The 15,755-nt window shown below is 58.0% G+C and carries 18 protein-coding genes, 1 other RNA gene and 1 riboswitch; of the genes, 12 read left to right on the top strand and 7 right to left on the bottom strand.

Features of this window, described 5'->3' with window-relative positions; all coding sequences use genetic code 11:
* Positions 1-143: 143 nt before the first annotated feature.
* Positions 144-653 carry a c-type cytochrome gene (locus tag ACR0DE_RS03715; protein ID WP_170398660.1) on the bottom strand — a complete coding sequence of 170 codons (510 nt, stop codon included), beginning with the start codon at positions 651-653 and terminating at the stop codon, positions 144-146.
* 121 nt (positions 654-774) lie between these two features.
* Here ACR0DE_RS03715 and ACR0DE_RS03710 point away from each other — a divergent pair, with 121 nt between their 5' ends.
* Positions 775-1,608 (top strand): prephenate dehydratase, encoded by an 834-nt coding sequence (locus ACR0DE_RS03710; RefSeq protein ID WP_480616339.1) that lies wholly within the window; start codon positions 775-777, stop codon positions 1,606-1,608.
* A 116-nt stretch (positions 1,609-1,724) separates the two neighbouring features.
* Here ACR0DE_RS03710 and ACR0DE_RS03705 read toward each other — a convergent pair whose 3' ends face one another.
* The 3 genes from ACR0DE_RS03705 to nudC are packed head-to-tail and all read right to left on the bottom strand — an operon-like array spanning position 1,725 to position 3,727.
* Entirely contained in the window at positions 1,725-2,222 is a 498-nt protein-coding gene (locus tag ACR0DE_RS03705) for a GNAT family N-acetyltransferase (RefSeq protein ID WP_170406540.1), read from the bottom strand.
* 14 nt (positions 2,223-2,236) lie between these two features.
* Positions 2,237-2,704 (bottom strand): SRPBCC family protein, encoded by a 468-nt coding sequence (locus tag ACR0DE_RS03700; protein ID WP_170398669.1) that lies wholly within the window; start codon positions 2,702-2,704, stop codon positions 2,237-2,239.
* Between the two features lie 39 nt (positions 2,705-2,743).
* Positions 2,744-3,727 carry an NAD(+) diphosphatase gene (gene nudC, locus ACR0DE_RS03695; protein ID WP_480751905.1) on the bottom strand — a complete coding sequence of 328 codons (984 nt, stop codon included), beginning with the start codon at positions 3,725-3,727 and terminating at the stop codon, positions 2,744-2,746.
* Between the two features lie 196 nt (positions 3,728-3,923).
* On the opposite strand from nudC, the gene ACR0DE_RS03690 reads away from it, so the two are divergent.
* The 3 genes from ACR0DE_RS03690 to rsgA all read left to right on the top strand — a co-directional run bounded on the left by ACR0DE_RS03690 (position 3,924) and on the right by rsgA (position 7,111).
* Complete coding sequence (locus tag ACR0DE_RS03690; protein WP_480751902.1) at positions 3,924-5,786, top strand: bifunctional 2',3'-cyclic-nucleotide 2'-phosphodiesterase/3'-nucleotidase; 1,863 nt, start codon at positions 3,924-3,926, stop codon at positions 5,784-5,786.
* 38 nt (positions 5,787-5,824) lie between these two features.
* An RNA gene (ffs, locus tag ACR0DE_RS03685) (signal recognition particle sRNA small type) lies at positions 5,825-5,923 on the top strand.
* Between the two features lie 159 nt (positions 5,924-6,082).
* Positions 6,083-7,111, top strand: coding sequence for a ribosome small subunit-dependent GTPase A (gene rsgA, locus ACR0DE_RS03680; RefSeq protein ID WP_170611237.1), 1,029 nt, complete (start codon positions 6,083-6,085; stop codon positions 7,109-7,111).
* 36 nt (positions 7,112-7,147) lie between these two features.
* Here the strand turns inward: rsgA and ACR0DE_RS03675 are convergent, their stop codons facing one another.
* Positions 7,148-8,005, bottom strand: a complete 858-nt coding sequence (locus ACR0DE_RS03675) for an alpha/beta hydrolase family protein (protein ID WP_480734961.1) — start codon at positions 8,003-8,005, stop codon at positions 7,148-7,150.
* A gap of 122 nt (positions 8,006-8,127) precedes the next feature.
* A riboswitch (cobalamin riboswitch) is annotated at positions 8,128-8,347 on the top strand.
* Positions 8,348-8,438: 91 nt separating this feature from the next.
* On the opposite strand from ACR0DE_RS03675, the gene ACR0DE_RS03670 reads away from it, so the two are divergent.
* Complete coding sequence (locus ACR0DE_RS03670; RefSeq protein WP_170625809.1) at positions 8,439-8,846, top strand: hypothetical protein; 408 nt, start codon at positions 8,439-8,441, stop codon at positions 8,844-8,846.
* 4 nt (positions 8,847-8,850) lie between these two features.
* On the opposite strand, the gene ACR0DE_RS03665 is transcribed toward ACR0DE_RS03670, so the two are convergent.
* The gene (locus ACR0DE_RS03665) at positions 8,851-9,351 is read right to left on the bottom strand and encodes a phosphatase domain-containing protein (RefSeq protein WP_170625808.1); all 501 of its coding nucleotides are present in this window, start codon (positions 9,349-9,351) and stop codon (positions 8,851-8,853) included.
* A gap of 172 nt (positions 9,352-9,523) precedes the next feature.
* On the opposite strand from ACR0DE_RS03665, the gene ACR0DE_RS03660 reads away from it, so the two are divergent.
* The 5 genes from ACR0DE_RS03660 to ACR0DE_RS03640 all read left to right on the top strand — a co-directional run bounded on the left by ACR0DE_RS03660 (position 9,524) and on the right by ACR0DE_RS03640 (position 13,766).
* Positions 9,524-11,284 carry a DNA polymerase III subunit gamma/tau gene (locus ACR0DE_RS03660; protein WP_480751896.1) on the top strand — a complete coding sequence of 587 codons (1,761 nt, stop codon included), beginning with the start codon at positions 9,524-9,526 and terminating at the stop codon, positions 11,282-11,284.
* A 235-nt stretch (positions 11,285-11,519) separates the two neighbouring features.
* Positions 11,520-11,864: a YbaB/EbfC family nucleoid-associated protein gene (locus tag ACR0DE_RS03655; protein ID WP_170398693.1), complete on the top strand. Its 345-nt coding sequence runs from the start codon at positions 11,520-11,522 to the stop codon at positions 11,862-11,864.
* 64 nt (positions 11,865-11,928) lie between these two features.
* Positions 11,929-12,522 carry a recombination mediator RecR gene (gene recR / locus ACR0DE_RS03650; RefSeq protein WP_170609198.1) on the top strand — a complete coding sequence of 198 codons (594 nt, stop codon included), beginning with the start codon at positions 11,929-11,931 and terminating at the stop codon, positions 12,520-12,522.
* A 69-nt stretch (positions 12,523-12,591) separates the two neighbouring features.
* On the top strand, positions 12,592-13,173 hold the full coding sequence (locus ACR0DE_RS03645; protein ID WP_170398699.1) for a histidine phosphatase family protein: 582 nt from the start codon (positions 12,592-12,594) through the stop codon (positions 13,171-13,173).
* 104 nt (positions 13,174-13,277) lie between these two features.
* Positions 13,278-13,766, top strand: a complete 489-nt coding sequence (locus tag ACR0DE_RS03640; protein WP_170406567.1) for a hypothetical protein — start codon at positions 13,278-13,280, stop codon at positions 13,764-13,766.
* On the opposite strand, the gene ACR0DE_RS03635 is transcribed toward ACR0DE_RS03640, so the two are convergent.
* The gene (locus tag ACR0DE_RS03635) at positions 13,763-14,392 is read right to left on the bottom strand and encodes a ribonuclease T2 (RefSeq protein ID WP_170406570.1); all 630 of its coding nucleotides are present in this window, start codon (positions 14,390-14,392) and stop codon (positions 13,763-13,765) included. The genes ACR0DE_RS03640 and ACR0DE_RS03635 overlap by 4 nt on opposite strands.
* Positions 14,393-14,522: 130 nt before the next feature.
* On the opposite strand from ACR0DE_RS03635, the gene ACR0DE_RS03630 reads away from it, so the two are divergent.
* Positions 14,523-15,284 carry a DUF1013 domain-containing protein gene (locus tag ACR0DE_RS03630; RefSeq protein WP_170398707.1) on the top strand — a complete coding sequence of 254 codons (762 nt, stop codon included), beginning with the start codon at positions 14,523-14,525 and terminating at the stop codon, positions 15,282-15,284.
* Positions 15,285-15,338: 54 nt separating this feature from the next.
* On the top strand, positions 15,339-15,728 hold the full coding sequence (locus ACR0DE_RS03625; protein ID WP_170398710.1) for a hypothetical protein: 390 nt from the start codon (positions 15,339-15,341) through the stop codon (positions 15,726-15,728).
* Positions 15,729-15,755 lie beyond the last annotated feature (27 nt).

Below are 15,755 nucleotides of genomic sequence, written 5' to 3'. Positions count from 1 at the left end.
ATTGTCGTGCCCGCCAGCTAAAGGTCCAGCACTGTCAGTTGCAAGTTTAGAATGCGTGAACGCTTTGTGAAGTTCTTCTCAGACAAAAAATAAAGCCGCTGCGCAAGGCAGCGGCTTTAAATCCTGCAAATCTGATCAACAGATCAGTTGCCGATGGTCTGCAGATACGCAATCAGATCGGCGCGTTCTTGTGGTTTTTTCAGGCCAGCAAAGCTCATCGAAGTGCCCGAGATATAGGCGCTTGGGCGTTCCAGGAACGCGTCCAGGGCTTCGGGTGTCCAGTTGCCGCCATGCGCCTGCATCGAGGCCGAATAACCGGTGAAGCCTTTTGCTGAGGCAACCGGGCGATCTACGACACCGTAAAGGTAAGGACCTGTACCATTGGCGCCGTCTTCCAGTTTGTGGCAAGCGGTGCACTTGCGGAATACGCGCGCGCCTTTTTCCGGATCGGCTGCAGCCAACATATCTTCAAAGACTACTTCTTCGCCGTCCGCGCTTTCGCCCGAGCTTTCGGTTTCGATAATGTAAGCAGCTTCGGCAAGATGGCTGTCAGAGCTATAGAGGACATCCGCCCCCCATTTTGCCAGAAGCAACACCAGGAAGGTGCCAAACAAGCCGGCTGCGGCTTTGGTAACTGTCATCGTGTCGAACATTTTGATCGCGTGTCCATTTCAGCTGTCTGCGGGGTGTCTAAGGCTTCCCCTGAGAAGACGCAAGGTATAGACACCGCGACTAAACGCCCAATTCAAGAACTTGTTGCACGGAAACGACCAAATGACCAATCGCATAGCATTTCAGGGAGAACCCGGGGCATACAGTCACGAAGCCTGCCGGAACGCGCGACCGGATATGGACGCCCTGCCCTGCCGCACTTTCGAAGATGTGATCGAATCAGTGCGCTCAGGTGAGGCTGATCTGGCCATGCTACCGGTGGAAAATACCACCTATGGTCGTGTGGCCGATATTCACCGCCTGCTTCCGCATAGCGGGCTGCACATCATCGACGAAGCATTTGTGCGCGTGCACATCAACCTGTTGGGCGTACCGGGCGCGACTCTGGAGGATATCACTGAGGCGCATTCCCACCTCGTCTTACTTCCACAATGCGCAGGTTTCCTGAAGCAGCACGGAATTCGTGGCAGGGTCAGCCCCGATAATGCTCGTGCCGCACGCGAGGTCGCCGAGATCGGCGACCAACACTCCGCAGCGTTAGCCAGTGAGCTGGCAGGTGAGATTTACGGCCTCAACGTTTTGGCCCGTCACATTGAGGATCAGGGCGACAACACGACCCGTTTTCTGGTGATGTCTCGTGAGGCCGACGAATCGCGCCGTGGTGATCACGGCATGATCACAAGTTTTGTCTTTCAGGTGCGTAACATCCCGGCAGCGCTGTACAAAGCGATGGGCGGATTTGCCACCAACGGAATCAACATGACCAAGCTGGAAAGCTATATGGTCGACGGGTCCTTCACCGCGACCCAGTTCTATGCCGATATCGTGGGTCATCCAGGCGATCGAAATGTGCAACTGGCGATGGATGAGCTTGAGCATTTTACCACCAACGTAGAGGTCCTCGGCGTTTATCCGGCGGCGCAACCTCGTGGTTAGTGCAGGCAATCGGCTCGCCCCTTCAAAGGAACGGCCTGGATAGGCGGGGCAGCTACGCTTGCAGCTTAGAACGGTAGCTAGAGTCCTTCGGAGCGACATCCTGAAAGTGCGGCGGACTACGGGTTGGTCACTCCGGTCCCCATGCGAAAGACCTTGCATATCGCGCCATCCATCTGCCGGTACTCTCTGAATCCCATCGCCTCATAATAGCCAAGGCCGTCGGAATTATTGGCCCCGATCGTAGCATCGATAGCGGGCAATCCCTGCTGCCTAGCGGCTTGAAGAGAACGTTTGAACAACGCCCGACCGATACCACATCGCGCAGCGGACGGTTTGATATGCGTCCCAATGATGCCCCACCCGACCGCAACGCCATACGGGTTGTTTCGGGTGGCAAGCTTCAACGACTGGAAACCCAGTATCTGTCCGTCCGGCGCAACGGCAAGGCTACACTGAATCCGCTCAGGGTCGCAGATGTAATGCGTCAGTGCAAAGGCGCTGTCGGCGGGCTTGGTCCGCTTTCCAGCCGCTACAAGCGCTGTTAGCACACCGGACAAGCCATCCGCATCGGCTTCGACAGCGTCGCGTATGATCGGTCTCGTTAAAGTGCTCATCTACTTCTCGGTTGTCAGACACCATGGAGGTGTCGTTCCTCCATATCGCGCGCGAATTCGCTGAGACGGGTCTGGAACTGCCGCCTGAATCGGGATTGCCCTAACTTCAGGGATTGAAGCAATAGGCGGGCGGGCAGCGTTTTCGCACCCAGCGATGTTTCAACGCGCAGCCGTGTCCGACGTTGGGAAAGCGCCAAAAGCTCGATCACCGTGTCGCCGTTCATTCCCTTGCTGCTGGACTGGAACCGCATCAAGGACGGGCGGTCGCATTCAGTCATCTCGATAATAATATGACGTGGCTTGCCACGTATCTTGAATTCGGTCTCCCAGCTTATTCCGGCCTGCGGCACAACCGACCCCGTGACCCGACGCACATCGACCCCGCGCCGCAAGGCTTTGCGTTCGAAGCGTTCAAAATCCGAGACCATGGTGAAGACCGTCTCGATTGGGACATCGATATCTTCCTGCGCTGAAAACTGCATGTTTGCTTTTCTCTGCCCTAGATTGGGTTCAGTTTCTCGTCAGTCCAACGTGTCTGCAAGCCAATGTTGCAACAAAAAGTGCGCAATCGCACCTTTTCGGGCAGGCAACAGCTTAGGGTGATCCCCAGCGAAGACCTGCATCATCTCGGTCCGAGTGACCCAGATCGCATCCTCGATCTCGACCGGATCGATCTGGATATCGCGCGATAACGCCTCGCCTGCGCATCCAAACATCAGGGATGCGGGAAAGGGCCAGGGTTGGCTTGCGAGATAGCTCACCGCACCCACGGGCACGCCCGCCTCTTCCATCACTTCGCGCCGCACAGCGGCTTCCAGCGTTTCACCGGGCTCAACAAAACCAGCCAAAAGCGAATACATGCCTTCAGGCCAGCCCGGAGAGCGCCCCATCAGCACCGAATTGCCATGGGTAATCAACATGATGACCACAGGATCGGTGCGCGGGAAATGCTGGCCGCCGCAGGCCGGGCAACTGCGCTGCCACCCACCCTGAGACATCTCGCTGCGGGCACCACATCGGGCACAGAATTGATGCGTTTCGTGCCAGCCGATCACCGCCTTGGCGGTTGCCGCAATCTCTGCGTCTCGTGGGTTGAGGCGTGTCATGATGCGGCGCAGCTCGGCAAAGACACACCCCTCGGGCAGATCAGGGTGCTGCTGTTCGCTGCGGTCGACAAAATCTCCGACACCGGATAAATCCAGCCCTTCAGCCGCCCAGCCCGAGATGTCCATGGCAAAAAGCGGCGATCCATCCTCGGATTTTCCAAGGAAAATCGGTTGCTCGATCACACCGCCCGGGCCCTGTTCGAGAATCTTGTGCGTCATCGGAAGCCGGACGAGCCGGTCCAGTGCCTCACCCTCAACCAACAGTTTGCCGCGCCACAGCAACACACATGTTGCCAAAGGGTCACGATAAACCTGTGCCAGTTTGTCCGCGTCGCCGCGCAGCAAACCCGCCCGATCCAGTGCCGAGCCGCCAAATGTCACCTGTTCTGCGCGTTTCATGCCTGCCGTTCCTGACTGCCGCGCAAAGGGCTGCCACGTCTTACCTGATCGTGCAACGGGTATCGACCAAACATTTTTCGACCCTGCCGCGGAATGACCGCAGCATCGCCCCGGAAATTGCATTAAATCGACCCCATGGTGAAAACGTTGGCACACTGACAGCTAGAAGTTGAAGATATTGAAATCAAAGCATTTAATGCGACAACCAAGAGATGCAGATGATGGCGCACGGATTCGAATCCTTGCTACATCCGATCTACACATGCACCTAACGTCATATGATTACTATTCGGATCGCCCCGAACCCGCGATTGGTTTGACCCGTACCGCCAACCTGATTCACGAGGCGCGCAGACAGGCTGAACGCGATGACGCCCTTGTGCTGTTGTTTGACAATGGTGATAGCCTGCAGGGAACGCCATTTGGCAACTGGGCAGCTGAAAACGTGCCAGACGCCCATCCCCTGCCACGCGCGTTCAACACGTTGAACTATGACGCGATCGGATTGGGCAATCACGATTTCGGGTTTGGGCTGGAACTCGTCAATCGCATCGCTCGCCAAACCGCCTGCCCAATGATTTGCAGCAATATGCAAACCACTCAGACCGAACAAGGTTGGGATGCACACACGATTCTGCATCGGGTTGTCAGACTAAATGGACAGGACACCGCAATCCGCATCGGGGTTCTTTCTGTTTTGCCCACTCAAACCGCACAGTGGGAAGCACATCTGCTAACGGACCGGGTCGTGGTAACAGACATTCTGGCCGCTGCGTGGCGCGCTGCTGAAGATCTCAGCGTGCAAGGTTGCGACCTGATTGTCGCCCTTGCGCATACCGGACTGGGATCGGCAATGGCCGAGCCGGATATGGAAAACGCGATCATCCCGCTGGCCGAGATGCCGCTGATTGATGCCGTCGTCGCAGGCCACACCCATCTGACACTGCCCGGAAAGGCGCATGATGGTTATCCATTCGTCGACAGTACGCGGGGGTTTGTGCATGGAACTCCGGTTGTCATGCAGGGTTGGGCCGGGTCTCATCTTGGGATCATTGATCTGACACTGCAAAAAGATACCACCGGCGATTGGCGCATTACAGGCAGCCATGTCGAAGCGCGGGCAATCGCTCAATCGGGCGCAGAAATACCCGAATGCCAAAGGATCACAGAGCTGTTTGCGACCGGCCACGCTGCGACGCGCAAAAGGGTGACCAGGCCAGTGGGCACAATCCCACACACGCTGCACAGCTACTTCTCATATTGCTTACCGGATCGCGGTCTGGCCTTGGTTGCGGCGGCTCAGGCCGCTGCCCTACGCCCGCATTTGGTCGATACCGACTGGGCAGATTTGCCTATCATATCGTCAGCCGCCCCGGCAAAGTTCGGCGGGCGCGCAGGAAGCAAGTACTACACGGATATCCCCTCAGGCGAGATTTCAGTTCGACATATCGCCGATCTCAGTGTCTTTCCTAATGAATTGCGCGCGGTGCTGGCCTCAGGTTCTCAGATTCGGGACTGGCTTGAGATGTCAGCCGGGCTGTTCCATCAACTTGGATCAGACGCCCCGATCGATCTTGCCGATCCTCAGCGCACAGGCTTCAACTTCGATGTCCTGCATGGCGTCACCTACCAGATCGATCTTTCGCAACCGGCACGGTTCGATACGCTCGGTCGAGTGATTGATCCGGCATTTTCCCGCATACGCAACCTGGAATTCGATGGGCAGCCGATTGCGCCTGACCAGAGTTTCCTTGTCGCCACCAATAACTACCGGGCCAATGGCGGTGGTCATTTTCCAATTGCGCGACAAGCCCGTATGATTGACCTGCCGCAGATCAGCATACAGGATGTTCTATGCAAATACGTCGCGGGCACATTGCCCGCCGACCCACTTGCGCATGCACCGCGCCCCTTTTCTTTTGTACCAAACCAAAGGCAGGGCGCGATCCTGACAACGGGGCCGCGCGCGCTACACCATGTTGCAGAGCTTGCTGAGTATCATCCACGCATTCTGCCCGACGATGCGGATGGTTTCATGCGCATTCATCTGACCTTCTGACGGGTTGCCATTTTCAGGGGATGCACCTATATCGGCTTTGAGAGGTTGGCGCGGGCGAGCGCCTCGCCAACCTGGTCAGGTCCGGAAGGAAGCAGCCACAACGAGCCCCGCTTGGGTCGATGTCCAACCTCTCACTTAGAACCCATCAGCCGCAGGAGGGCGTTTATGATTGTAGCAAATTCCCTTCGGGCAGACCGGTTCTGATCCTTTCCGATCAACTGACTGCCTGAACACATCACCAGCGGATGCGCGATTGCCATCCGGCGGGATTGCTGTTTCTGATCACAGGCAGACCAATGTTACTTTCCTTATCGGACCTCGGATGGTCCTCTCATTTCGCGGCTCAGCATGCGGCTGATCCGTCACTTCTACCGTATCGCATCTCGGCCGTACACCGGGATCGACTGATCGGGCTGAGCCCTGAAGGTGAATCGCCTTTGTTATCTCTGGATCAATCAACCGGCGCATATGCCGTTGGGGATTGGGTTCTGGCGGATGAAAACAAACGCATACGCCGCGTGCTGGACCGGCGCAGCCTGCTGCAGCGCCGGGCCGCAGGTACAGGGGCAGCGGCGCAGCTGATTGCTGCAAATGTTGATGTGCTGTTCATCGTCAGTTCCTGCAACGCCGATTTCAATATGCCACGATTGGAGCGGTATCTTGCGCTGGCACATCAGGCAGGCTGCTATCCGGTGGTCGTTCTGACCAAATCGGACATGTGCGATGATCCGAGCCTTTATGTAGATCAAGCCCAATCGCTCGCCCCGTTTCTGACGGTACTTGCGGTCAACGCGCTGGATCACGGCGATCTCGAACAAGTTCTGTCGTGGTGTCCGAAAGGACAAACCAGCGCCTTGCTTGGATCATCCGGCGTTGGGAAAACGACGCTCGCCAACGGGATGACGGGGCAGGATCAGGCCACCGCAGGTATTCGCGAAGACGATGCGCGCGGCAGGCACACAACAACCTCACGCGCCTTGCATCGCATGCGCAATGGCGGCTGGCTGATCGATACGCCCGGCATGCGCGCGTTACGTCTGCTAGATGCGCAAGAGGGGTTGGATGAGGTGTTCTCGGACATCTCAGACCTCAGCCTGAATTGCCGCTTCTCGGATTGTCAGCACGAGACCGAGCCCGGATGTGCGGTGCAGGCGGCAATCGACGCTGGTACGCTTGATCCCGCGCGGCTGGACCGCTGGCGCAAGCTGCGGCGCGAAGACCAACACAATTCCGCTTCGGTGGCGCAGGCCCGCGCCCGCGACAAGGCGTTCGGCAAGATGGTGCGCAGCGTGATGCACGAGAAAAAATCCCGTAAAGGGCTATAACGAAGCTGGGCACCGGCCTACCGGTGCCCAGCGCTATCAGGCGATCAGCCTAGGCCAGACTGCCGCATTCCGTCTTGCGAATGCACCGATATGGCCGATCTTGGATACTCCGAATTCGCTTGGTGCAAGCAGATGGCGCCCGGCTTTGGGTCCATAGAGATCGGCAAGACGCCAGACAGCATCCGGCGGCACCATTTCATCATCTGCGAAGGTAAACAGATCGACACGTTTGCCCAAGTCTTCCCAGCGGGCGGCGGGCAGTGTCGTGCCGATCTCTGGCACATAGCTTTTGGGGGCGGTGCACCATTTGCGCCATTGCCAATAGACTTGGGCAGGCAGGTCCGATCCAAACCCGACCAACCGTCCGGGCAGGTAGCCAAGCGCCTTGACCACCAGCGGCGCGTGACCATACCAGAACAACGCCGCCAAAGCGCGATAAGGCCAAGGGTGATCCGCCAGCGTTACCAGACCCGAACAGACACAGATCATCCTGTCAATCTGATCGATATCGGGTTGGATCGGACCAAACATTCCGCCCAAGGAATGACCGATGCTCCATAGCTTGGCCTGCGGAAACCGTCGGCGCATCTCGGCCCGGGCGGCTGGAATGTCGATCAACGCCCAATCGGCCATGGTGACATTTGACCGCTTTTGCGAACCCACCAAAGAGTGACCAAAATCCCGGTAGTCATAGGTCAGGCAGGCCATACCCTGTTCCTCGGCAAGCCATCGGGCGAAGTGCTGATAGTAATCCCTCGGCACCCCAGTCGCACCGTTTATGACGACCACCTTTTCGGGGTCGGCAACCGGACGGTAAAGCCGCGCCGACAACATTGCCGGGTCGGACGGGATCTGAAAATCCTCGGTCACAACCGCCTGCTGCGTGTCCAACATGGTGCCCTCCAATACCGACTGAACTGATCAGTTCACCCGAAGCGCCTCAAGTCAAGGTTGACGTGGCTGGACCGTACGTCACTTGCCTGACGCAATCTTCTTGACTCGGGCACGGCGCAGCCGCTAGCCATGTCGCGATGGTTCTCGCGCCCAATCGGGCCGGGATGAAAAGGGAACACGGTGCGGTTCTGCACGGAGAAAACCGGAAAGAACCTAGTCCGAGACTGCCCCCGCAACTGTAAGCGGAGAGCAATGCCGAGATACCACTGGCCTTGAAGGCTGGGAAGGTCGGCAAAGCGATGACCCGCAAGTCAGGAGACCTGCCATCAGATGTAGAACCGAAACTCGGGCGGGGTGTCCGGGACGGGTTTGATCGTGCTCTGCACCGACCAACCTGTGCCACGCCCTCGCCCTGCGCGCGGAGGGCGCATTGATGATCTGGAAGACTAAAACGCACGAATTCGCGGCGACCGTGTGCCAACGTACTGGGGCAACCTGCCCCGCACTGGCGCAAATGGCGCGGGCTCTAACGCAGGCCATGTCCACCACAAAACCGGTCACAAAATCTGGGTTTGAGATTGAAGGCAGTATTGACCTGTCGCACTGCCCAGAGGGATGTACCGCCCGCTTTCGCGCCCAATGCGACCAGATACGTGTATTCTGCGGAACCGATCCTGAAATCGATACCGGCCGGCTGGATGACTACGCAGACATGATGTTCGGAACCGAGTACCGCAGCCTACCCGCAGACCTGCTAAGGAATCCTCCTTGCGCCATGCTTGAGGCTTCGCTTCTGGTGCAGCACAACGGTGGCGAAATCTCGCCACATGTTGGTGTCTAAGCCGTCAAACGGCTTGAACACGGGCCGGTTCAACGGCCCAAAGCATCTGGGCATTTGTCTCGACTGCGCAAGGACGCACCGTACGCAATCGCTTCAATGCCGCCTCAGGCCGTTCACCGCATTCAACCATCAGACGCAGAACCACCATCCCGGATCGGCCACAGCCACCACGGCAATGCACTAGCACACGGCCACCACCTGACAACGCCTGACGGGCAGTCGCGCCAACGCGGGGCCAGCGCTCCACAATCTCCTTGGGTGGCGTGCCAAAATCTTCGATCGGCAAATGCACCCATCTGCTGGCACGCCCCTGAATATCAGCGCCAAAATTCCGCGCACCATCCTGAATCATCTCAACCTCAGTCGTCATCGAGATCACAAGCCCGGGCTTCCAGTCTGCGATAAGATCAAGGTCTTCTGTATACGTTCCTCCACGCCCAGGCATCGAGGACAAGGCCAAGGTGCCTCCGCCGACCTGCAACGCATAAACCACCAGTTGCGACATAATCTCCCCCCAAACAAACTTCACCCAACAACATACTGGTCCAGTAAATAGAATAGAGTGGATTTTAGCCGCATACCCACGCATTCCAAAATGAAAATCGTCCCGGCTGGCTGTGGACGCGGGCGGCGGGGGCCTCTACGCTGCGGCGTAACGCGAATCCGACAGAGCAGACATGACCGAGACGCCCAGCCCCGCCTACCAGGTTCTTGCCCGCAAATACCGCCCCGAAACCTTTGCCGATCTGGTCGGTCAGGACGCCATGGTGCGCACTCTGAAAAACGCCTTCGAGGCGGACCGGATCGCGCAGGCCTTCATCATGACCGGTATCCGCGGTACCGGCAAGACGACGACCGCTCGGATCATAGCCAAGGGTATGAACTGCATCGGTCCCGATGGCAGCGGCGGCCCTACAACCGAACCCTGCGGTCAATGTGAACATTGCGTGGCTATCATGGAGGGCCGCCATGTCGACGTGATGGAGATGGACGCCGCCAGCCGCACCGGTGTCAATGACATCCGCGAGATCATCGACAGCGTACGCTATCGCGCTGCATCCGCGCGCTACAAGATCTATATCATCGACGAGGTTCACATGCTGTCGACCAGCGCTTTCAACGCGCTGCTCAAGACGCTGGAAGAACCCCCCGAACACGTGAAGTTCATCTTTGCCACCACCGAGATTCGCAAGGTCCCGGTGACCGTCCTGTCCCGTTGCCAGCGCTTTGATCTGCGCCGGATCGAGCCGGAGGATATGATCGGACTGCTGCGCAAAATTGCAGGTGCCGAAGGGGCACAGATTGCCGAGGATGCGTTATCGTTGATCACCCGGGCCGCCGAGGGATCGGCGCGGGATGCGACCTCGCTGCTTGATCAGGCGATCTCGCACGGGGCCGGTGAAACCAGCGCGGATCAGGTGCGCGCGATGCTGGGGCTGGCCGATCGGGGCCGGGTGCTGGATCTGATGGATATGATCCTGCGCGGCGATGCTGCAGGCGCGTTGACCGAGCTGAGCGGGCAATATGCCGAAGGGGCTGATCCACTCGCCGTCTTACGCGATCTGGCAGAAATCACGCATTGGGTTTCGGTGGTCAAGATCACCCCGGATGCCGCCGAAGATCCCACCGTTTCCCCCGACGAACGCGCCCGAGGTCAACAAATGGCCGAGGCTCTGCCCATGCGAGTCCTTACACGCATGTGGCAAATGCTGCTGAAAGCGCTCGAGGAAGTTTCCGCCGCACCCAACGCAATGATGGCTGCGGAAATGGCCGTGATCCGCCTGACCCATGTGGCCGACTTGCCTAGCCCGGAGGAGCTGATCAAGCGTCTGCAAGATACGCCTCCGCCGCCCAATGGTGGGCCCGGCAAGGGAATCGGTGCGCCGGGACATGCTCCTGCCGTGCCGCAGGCTGCGGCCCGACCGGCCTATGCCGCATCGGGAATCGGCGGCAACGCAGGCGGGCCAACAGCCGCGCTAGCCCAAGATGTGCAGGCAGCGCTGGCACGCTATCCAACATTTGAACATGTGGTCGAACTGATCCGAGCGAACCGGGACGTGAAGTTGTTGGTCGAGGTTGAAAACGGCGTGCGTCTGGTATCCTACCAACCAGGCAGGATCGAGTTCGCCCCAACCGACAACGCCCCGACCGACCTGTCACAACGATTGGGCGCGTCGCTGCAGCGTTGGACAGGCAACCGGTGGGCCGTTTCTATTGTCGCTGAGGGCAACGCACCGACCATTGCCGAGGTACGGGACGCTGCAGACTTGGCCCTGAAGGCCGAGGCTGAACAGCATCCTCTGGTGCAAGCAGTGCTGACTCATTTCCCGAAAGCGCGGATCAAGAGCATCGAAACCGCAGAACAACGCGCCGCTCAGGTCGAAACCGAAGCCCTGCCCGAGGTCGAAGACGAATGGGACCCGTTCGAAGAAGACTGACCAACTAGCACACGGGCACCTTGTCCAAATGCTCCCGCACCCGCCACGGGCCATCGGCTGACGCCGATACCCCTGAGCGGCTTTGGGTCCGGCAGCGCGCCTTGCGCGCTGCCGGGCCCAACGGGAAGAAAGGTCTTGCCAAAGACCTTAACGACGAGCGGGAGTATCCTGACCTCTTGTGCCGCACGGTTACGCTTCGTATCTAGGCCACAAATCGAGTGACAGGAGATTACCGATGCTAAAAGGTTTAGGCGGCCTGGGTGACATGGCCAAGATGATGAAATCCGCGCAGGATCTGCAGACCAAGATGACAGACATGCAGGAAGAGCTGAACACCATCATGGTTGTCGGCGAATCCGGTGCCGGGCTGGTCAAGGCCACCGCGACCGCCAAGGGCGAGTTGAAAGGTCTGGATATCGACCCGTCGATCTTTAACGGTGACGATAAGGAAGTAGTCGAAGACCTCATCCTCGCCGCGATCAAGGACGCCCAAACCAAGGCGCAGGAACGTTCGCAGGCAGAAATGGCCAAGCTGACCGAAAGCATGGGCCTGCCCGCAGACATCAAGCTGCCGTTCTGATACACCCTCCTGACGGATCTATGGCCGGGGCGTGTTTCCCTGGCCCAATTGCGAGGGTCTCACGGTGAGTTCGAATAGCGACATCGACAATCTGATTGACCTTATGGCCAAGCTGCCCGGCCTCGGCCCTCGCTCGGCCCGCCGCGCAGTCCTGCACCTGATCCGCAAACGCGCCCTGCTGCTGACGCCGCTTTCAGACGCGATGCAGCAGGTGGCCGTCACCGCCCGTGAATGTCTGAACTGCGGCAATGTGGGCACCACCGATATCTGCGACATCTGCAATGATGAGGCCCGCGCAACCGGAGAACTGTGCGTAGTCGAAGACGTCGCAGATCTTTGGGCGATGGAGCGCGCCGGGGTCTTCAAGGGCCGCTATCACGTTCTGGGCGGCACGTTGTCGGCTTTGGACGGAGTCGGCCCGGATGAATTGCGCATCCCCCGGTTGAAGGACCGGGTTGTGGCCGAGGGTATCACCGAGATCATCCTCGCCCTGAACGCCACCGTCGATGGTCAGACCACCGCCCACTACATCGCGGATCAGTTGGAGGGGCAGGTGCGCCTGACCTCGCTGGCACAAGGTGTGCCGATTGGGGGCGAGTTGGACTATCTGGATGATGGGACGATTACGGCGGCTTTGCGGGCGAGGAAGGAAATCTGACAAAGTGTGTTCGGCATGCACTGTCAATCTACACTAGAAATTAGCTTGTGGGTAATTCAGGAAACCGCATTGACCAAGTACCCCGATCTTTTTGTCCTAAGACATGGCGAAACCGAGTGGAATACCTTGGGCAAGTTTCAAGGCCGCAAGAACTCTCCGCTAACGGAAACCGGTATCTATCAGGCGCGGCAGCAGCGGGAGATACTTGGCCGTATCCCCAACCACCCTAAACGCGTGTTCGTCAGCCCGCAGGAGCGGGCGCAACACACCGCAAGGCTGGCGATTGCACCCCAGTTTGATTTCGCAAACGATGACCGGTTAACGGAAATCGCATTTGGCCAATGGGAAGGCGCGACGCGGGAATTCATTCGGACTCAAATCGATTGCCCATACGAGTCCTATCATTGGTATTTTCGCAGCCCGGATGGCGAAAGCTTTGACGAGATCTATGAGAGGGTACAATCGTTCTTAGACGAGCAAGACGAATCCGCAATCGTGGTGACGCACGGGGTTACGTCACTGATATTGCGCGGGATTTGGCTGGGCCTTGGCATCAACGATCTGTTAAAACTTCCCAGGACCCAAGGATGTGTTTTTCGCCTGTCAAACGGCACCGAGACGATCTTGACCAAGACGGGTAGTTTGCAATGATCTTGGCGGATAAGTGTTTTTGGTGTCCTTTAGATTCAAATCTCAAATTAGCTTGAAAAACGAACAGAGTTAAATTCCACTGAGCGAAAGACTTGGAGCACATAATGACCCGCCTTCTCGCACTCACCTTAGCCGCCTTCGCCGCCACTGCCGCCCTGTCGCAGGAACTTATCGACAAAGGTTTTGTCGAAGGCTGGAACATCATGATGGACCCCAATCTTGGCAATGGGTGCCTGATACAAACCGTGTATCAGGACCTCTCGGTGGTGCGGCTAGGCTATGACGCGTTGGATAATCGCGGGTATTTCACAGTTTACAACAAGGCTTGGGGCGACATTAAACCGGGGGAACAATACCCAATCCGGTTTGAGCTGGACGGCAAGAGCTTTGATGCCACCGCCATCGGGTTCAAGCAGGATCGCGTGCCCGGCGCGACGGTGTTCTTTACGGACCGGAGTTTCGTCACCTCGATTGCGCAGAACAAGACCATGACCGTCTACAATCCAGAAGGTCAGACCGTCATGGCGATTGATCTGAAAGGCACCGCCAAAGCGCTGGATTATGCGCGCGACTGCCAGAACAAAAAACTCTAACGAATCGGATCAAACACCGCGTCTTTAGCGGTGCAATCACGGATCACGTCGCGGCCACAGGGCACCGGGTCAAGATCGCGGGACAAGCACAGGCGGACCTCTTCGATATAGCCTTGCTTGCAGGTGATGGTGATCATGTCGGGTTCAAGCGTGGGATTGGCCTTGAGAAAGGCCTCTTCCACCACCGAAGCGGGCAGTTTGACCGTCGCGTCCAGCTTGCGGAACACTTCGGGGCGCGCGACTCCTGCATAAGCCTGCCGCGACAGGGCGAAATAGTCGGGTGCACTGAGGCCCGAACAGGTGCCGTGCTTTTTCCATTGATGCCAGGCCAACCCGGATGAGCCCTGAATATCCTCCATTTCCCGCGTCATGCGGCGTGTGGGTGGCGCTTCGGACGTGCGACAGTACGAAGGCCAACCCTGATGGAATTGCGGCCAGAGACCATGCAATATCCATCCGTGATCGTGTCGTGCGTTGCACTGATCCGATCCGCGCGCATCGCCTTCGCGGGCGCACCAATTGGGCGACCAGCTGAGCGACAGGACGTAGTAGTCAAAATCGCCCGCCTTTTCGCCCTCGGCCATCGCAGCCATGGCACTTAGCACCCACAAAATCGCCCAGCGCATTCGCCTCTTCCCTTCTTTAGCTGTCGCGACTATATAGGCCCCAAGTTCCCCGACAACGGAAACCTGCCCCATAGCTTCGGGGCCGCCGAATTCCGGCGACGGGACAGATGTATTTATAGGAGACGGGCTGATGGCAAAACCGCTTATGGCCAAGGCAACCGCCGTATGGCTGGTGGACAACACCACGATCAGCTTCAAGCAGATCGCGGATTTCGTAGGCATGCACGAGCTGGAAGTGCAGGGTATTGCGGATGGTGATGTGGCTGCAGGTGTCAAAGGGTTTGACCCGATTGCCAACAACCAGCTGACTCAGGAAGAAATTGACACAGCGCAAAACAACCCGCTGCACAAGCTGAAGCTGAAATTCAATCCGGCGGCATCAGGCGAAGAGAAACGCCGTGGTCCGCGCTACACCCCGCTGTCCAAGCGTCAGGACCGTCCGAACTCGATCCTGTGGCTGGTCAAGTTCCACCCGGAACTCAGCGACGGCCAGATTGCCAAGCTGGTCGGCACCACCAAGCCGACCATCCAGTCGATCCGCGAGCGGACGCACTGGAACATCTCGAACATGCAGCCGATCGATCCGGTTGCCCTGGGTCTGTGCAAACAATCCGAACTGGATGCCATCGTGCAAAAGGCCGCGGCCAAGAAAGCAGCCGAAGGTGGCGTGATGAGCGATGATGAGCGTCGCAAACTGGTCTCGACCGAACAGTCGCTTGAGATGGATTCAGCGCCCAAGATCCCGACCGCGATCGAAGGTCTCGAGACATTCTCGTTGTCCGAGGACACCAACGAGAAGGAAGACGAAGAGCCCATCGTCGATGCGGATAGCTTCTTCAACCTGCCCAAGGGTGGTGGTGATGAAGAAGACGAAGACGATCTGCGCCCCTGAGATGCGCATGGTCCCGGCCTCGAATAGCCGGGACCCGATTTTTTGGGTGATTTGATGCTAAAGGTTCTATCCTTATTCTTCGACGCGCATCGTGCCGTTTCAATCTATGTGTTCCTGAAATCCTGGTGGTTGGCCATTACAGGTGCCGTAGTGATGATTGCAATAGTCGCTGGCTTGCTATTGCTGAATGACGACGGCAAGCACGAGCACGAGGCGTTTCTCACCGTCGCGGTTTTGTCGGCGACACCGATCAATGGCGATCTCAAGAACGGGGTCATTGCTTCGGTGCGCTTGCCGGATGGCTCAGCAGCATCAATCACCTCGACCGAAGGGCCGATTGCTCAGACAGTTGGAACCCAAGCCTGTATCGAGAAACGGGTTTTCGTTGAAAGTGGAGAGCCAAGGTATCGGTTCAAACTGCCACGATATTGCGAAGCGAGCTAGAAAAGCAAAACCGCCCGATGGCTCAAC

The organism is Ruegeria sp. C10 (genome assembly GCF_056537805.1).
This window is presented reverse-complemented; position numbering and strand designations above follow the sequence as displayed.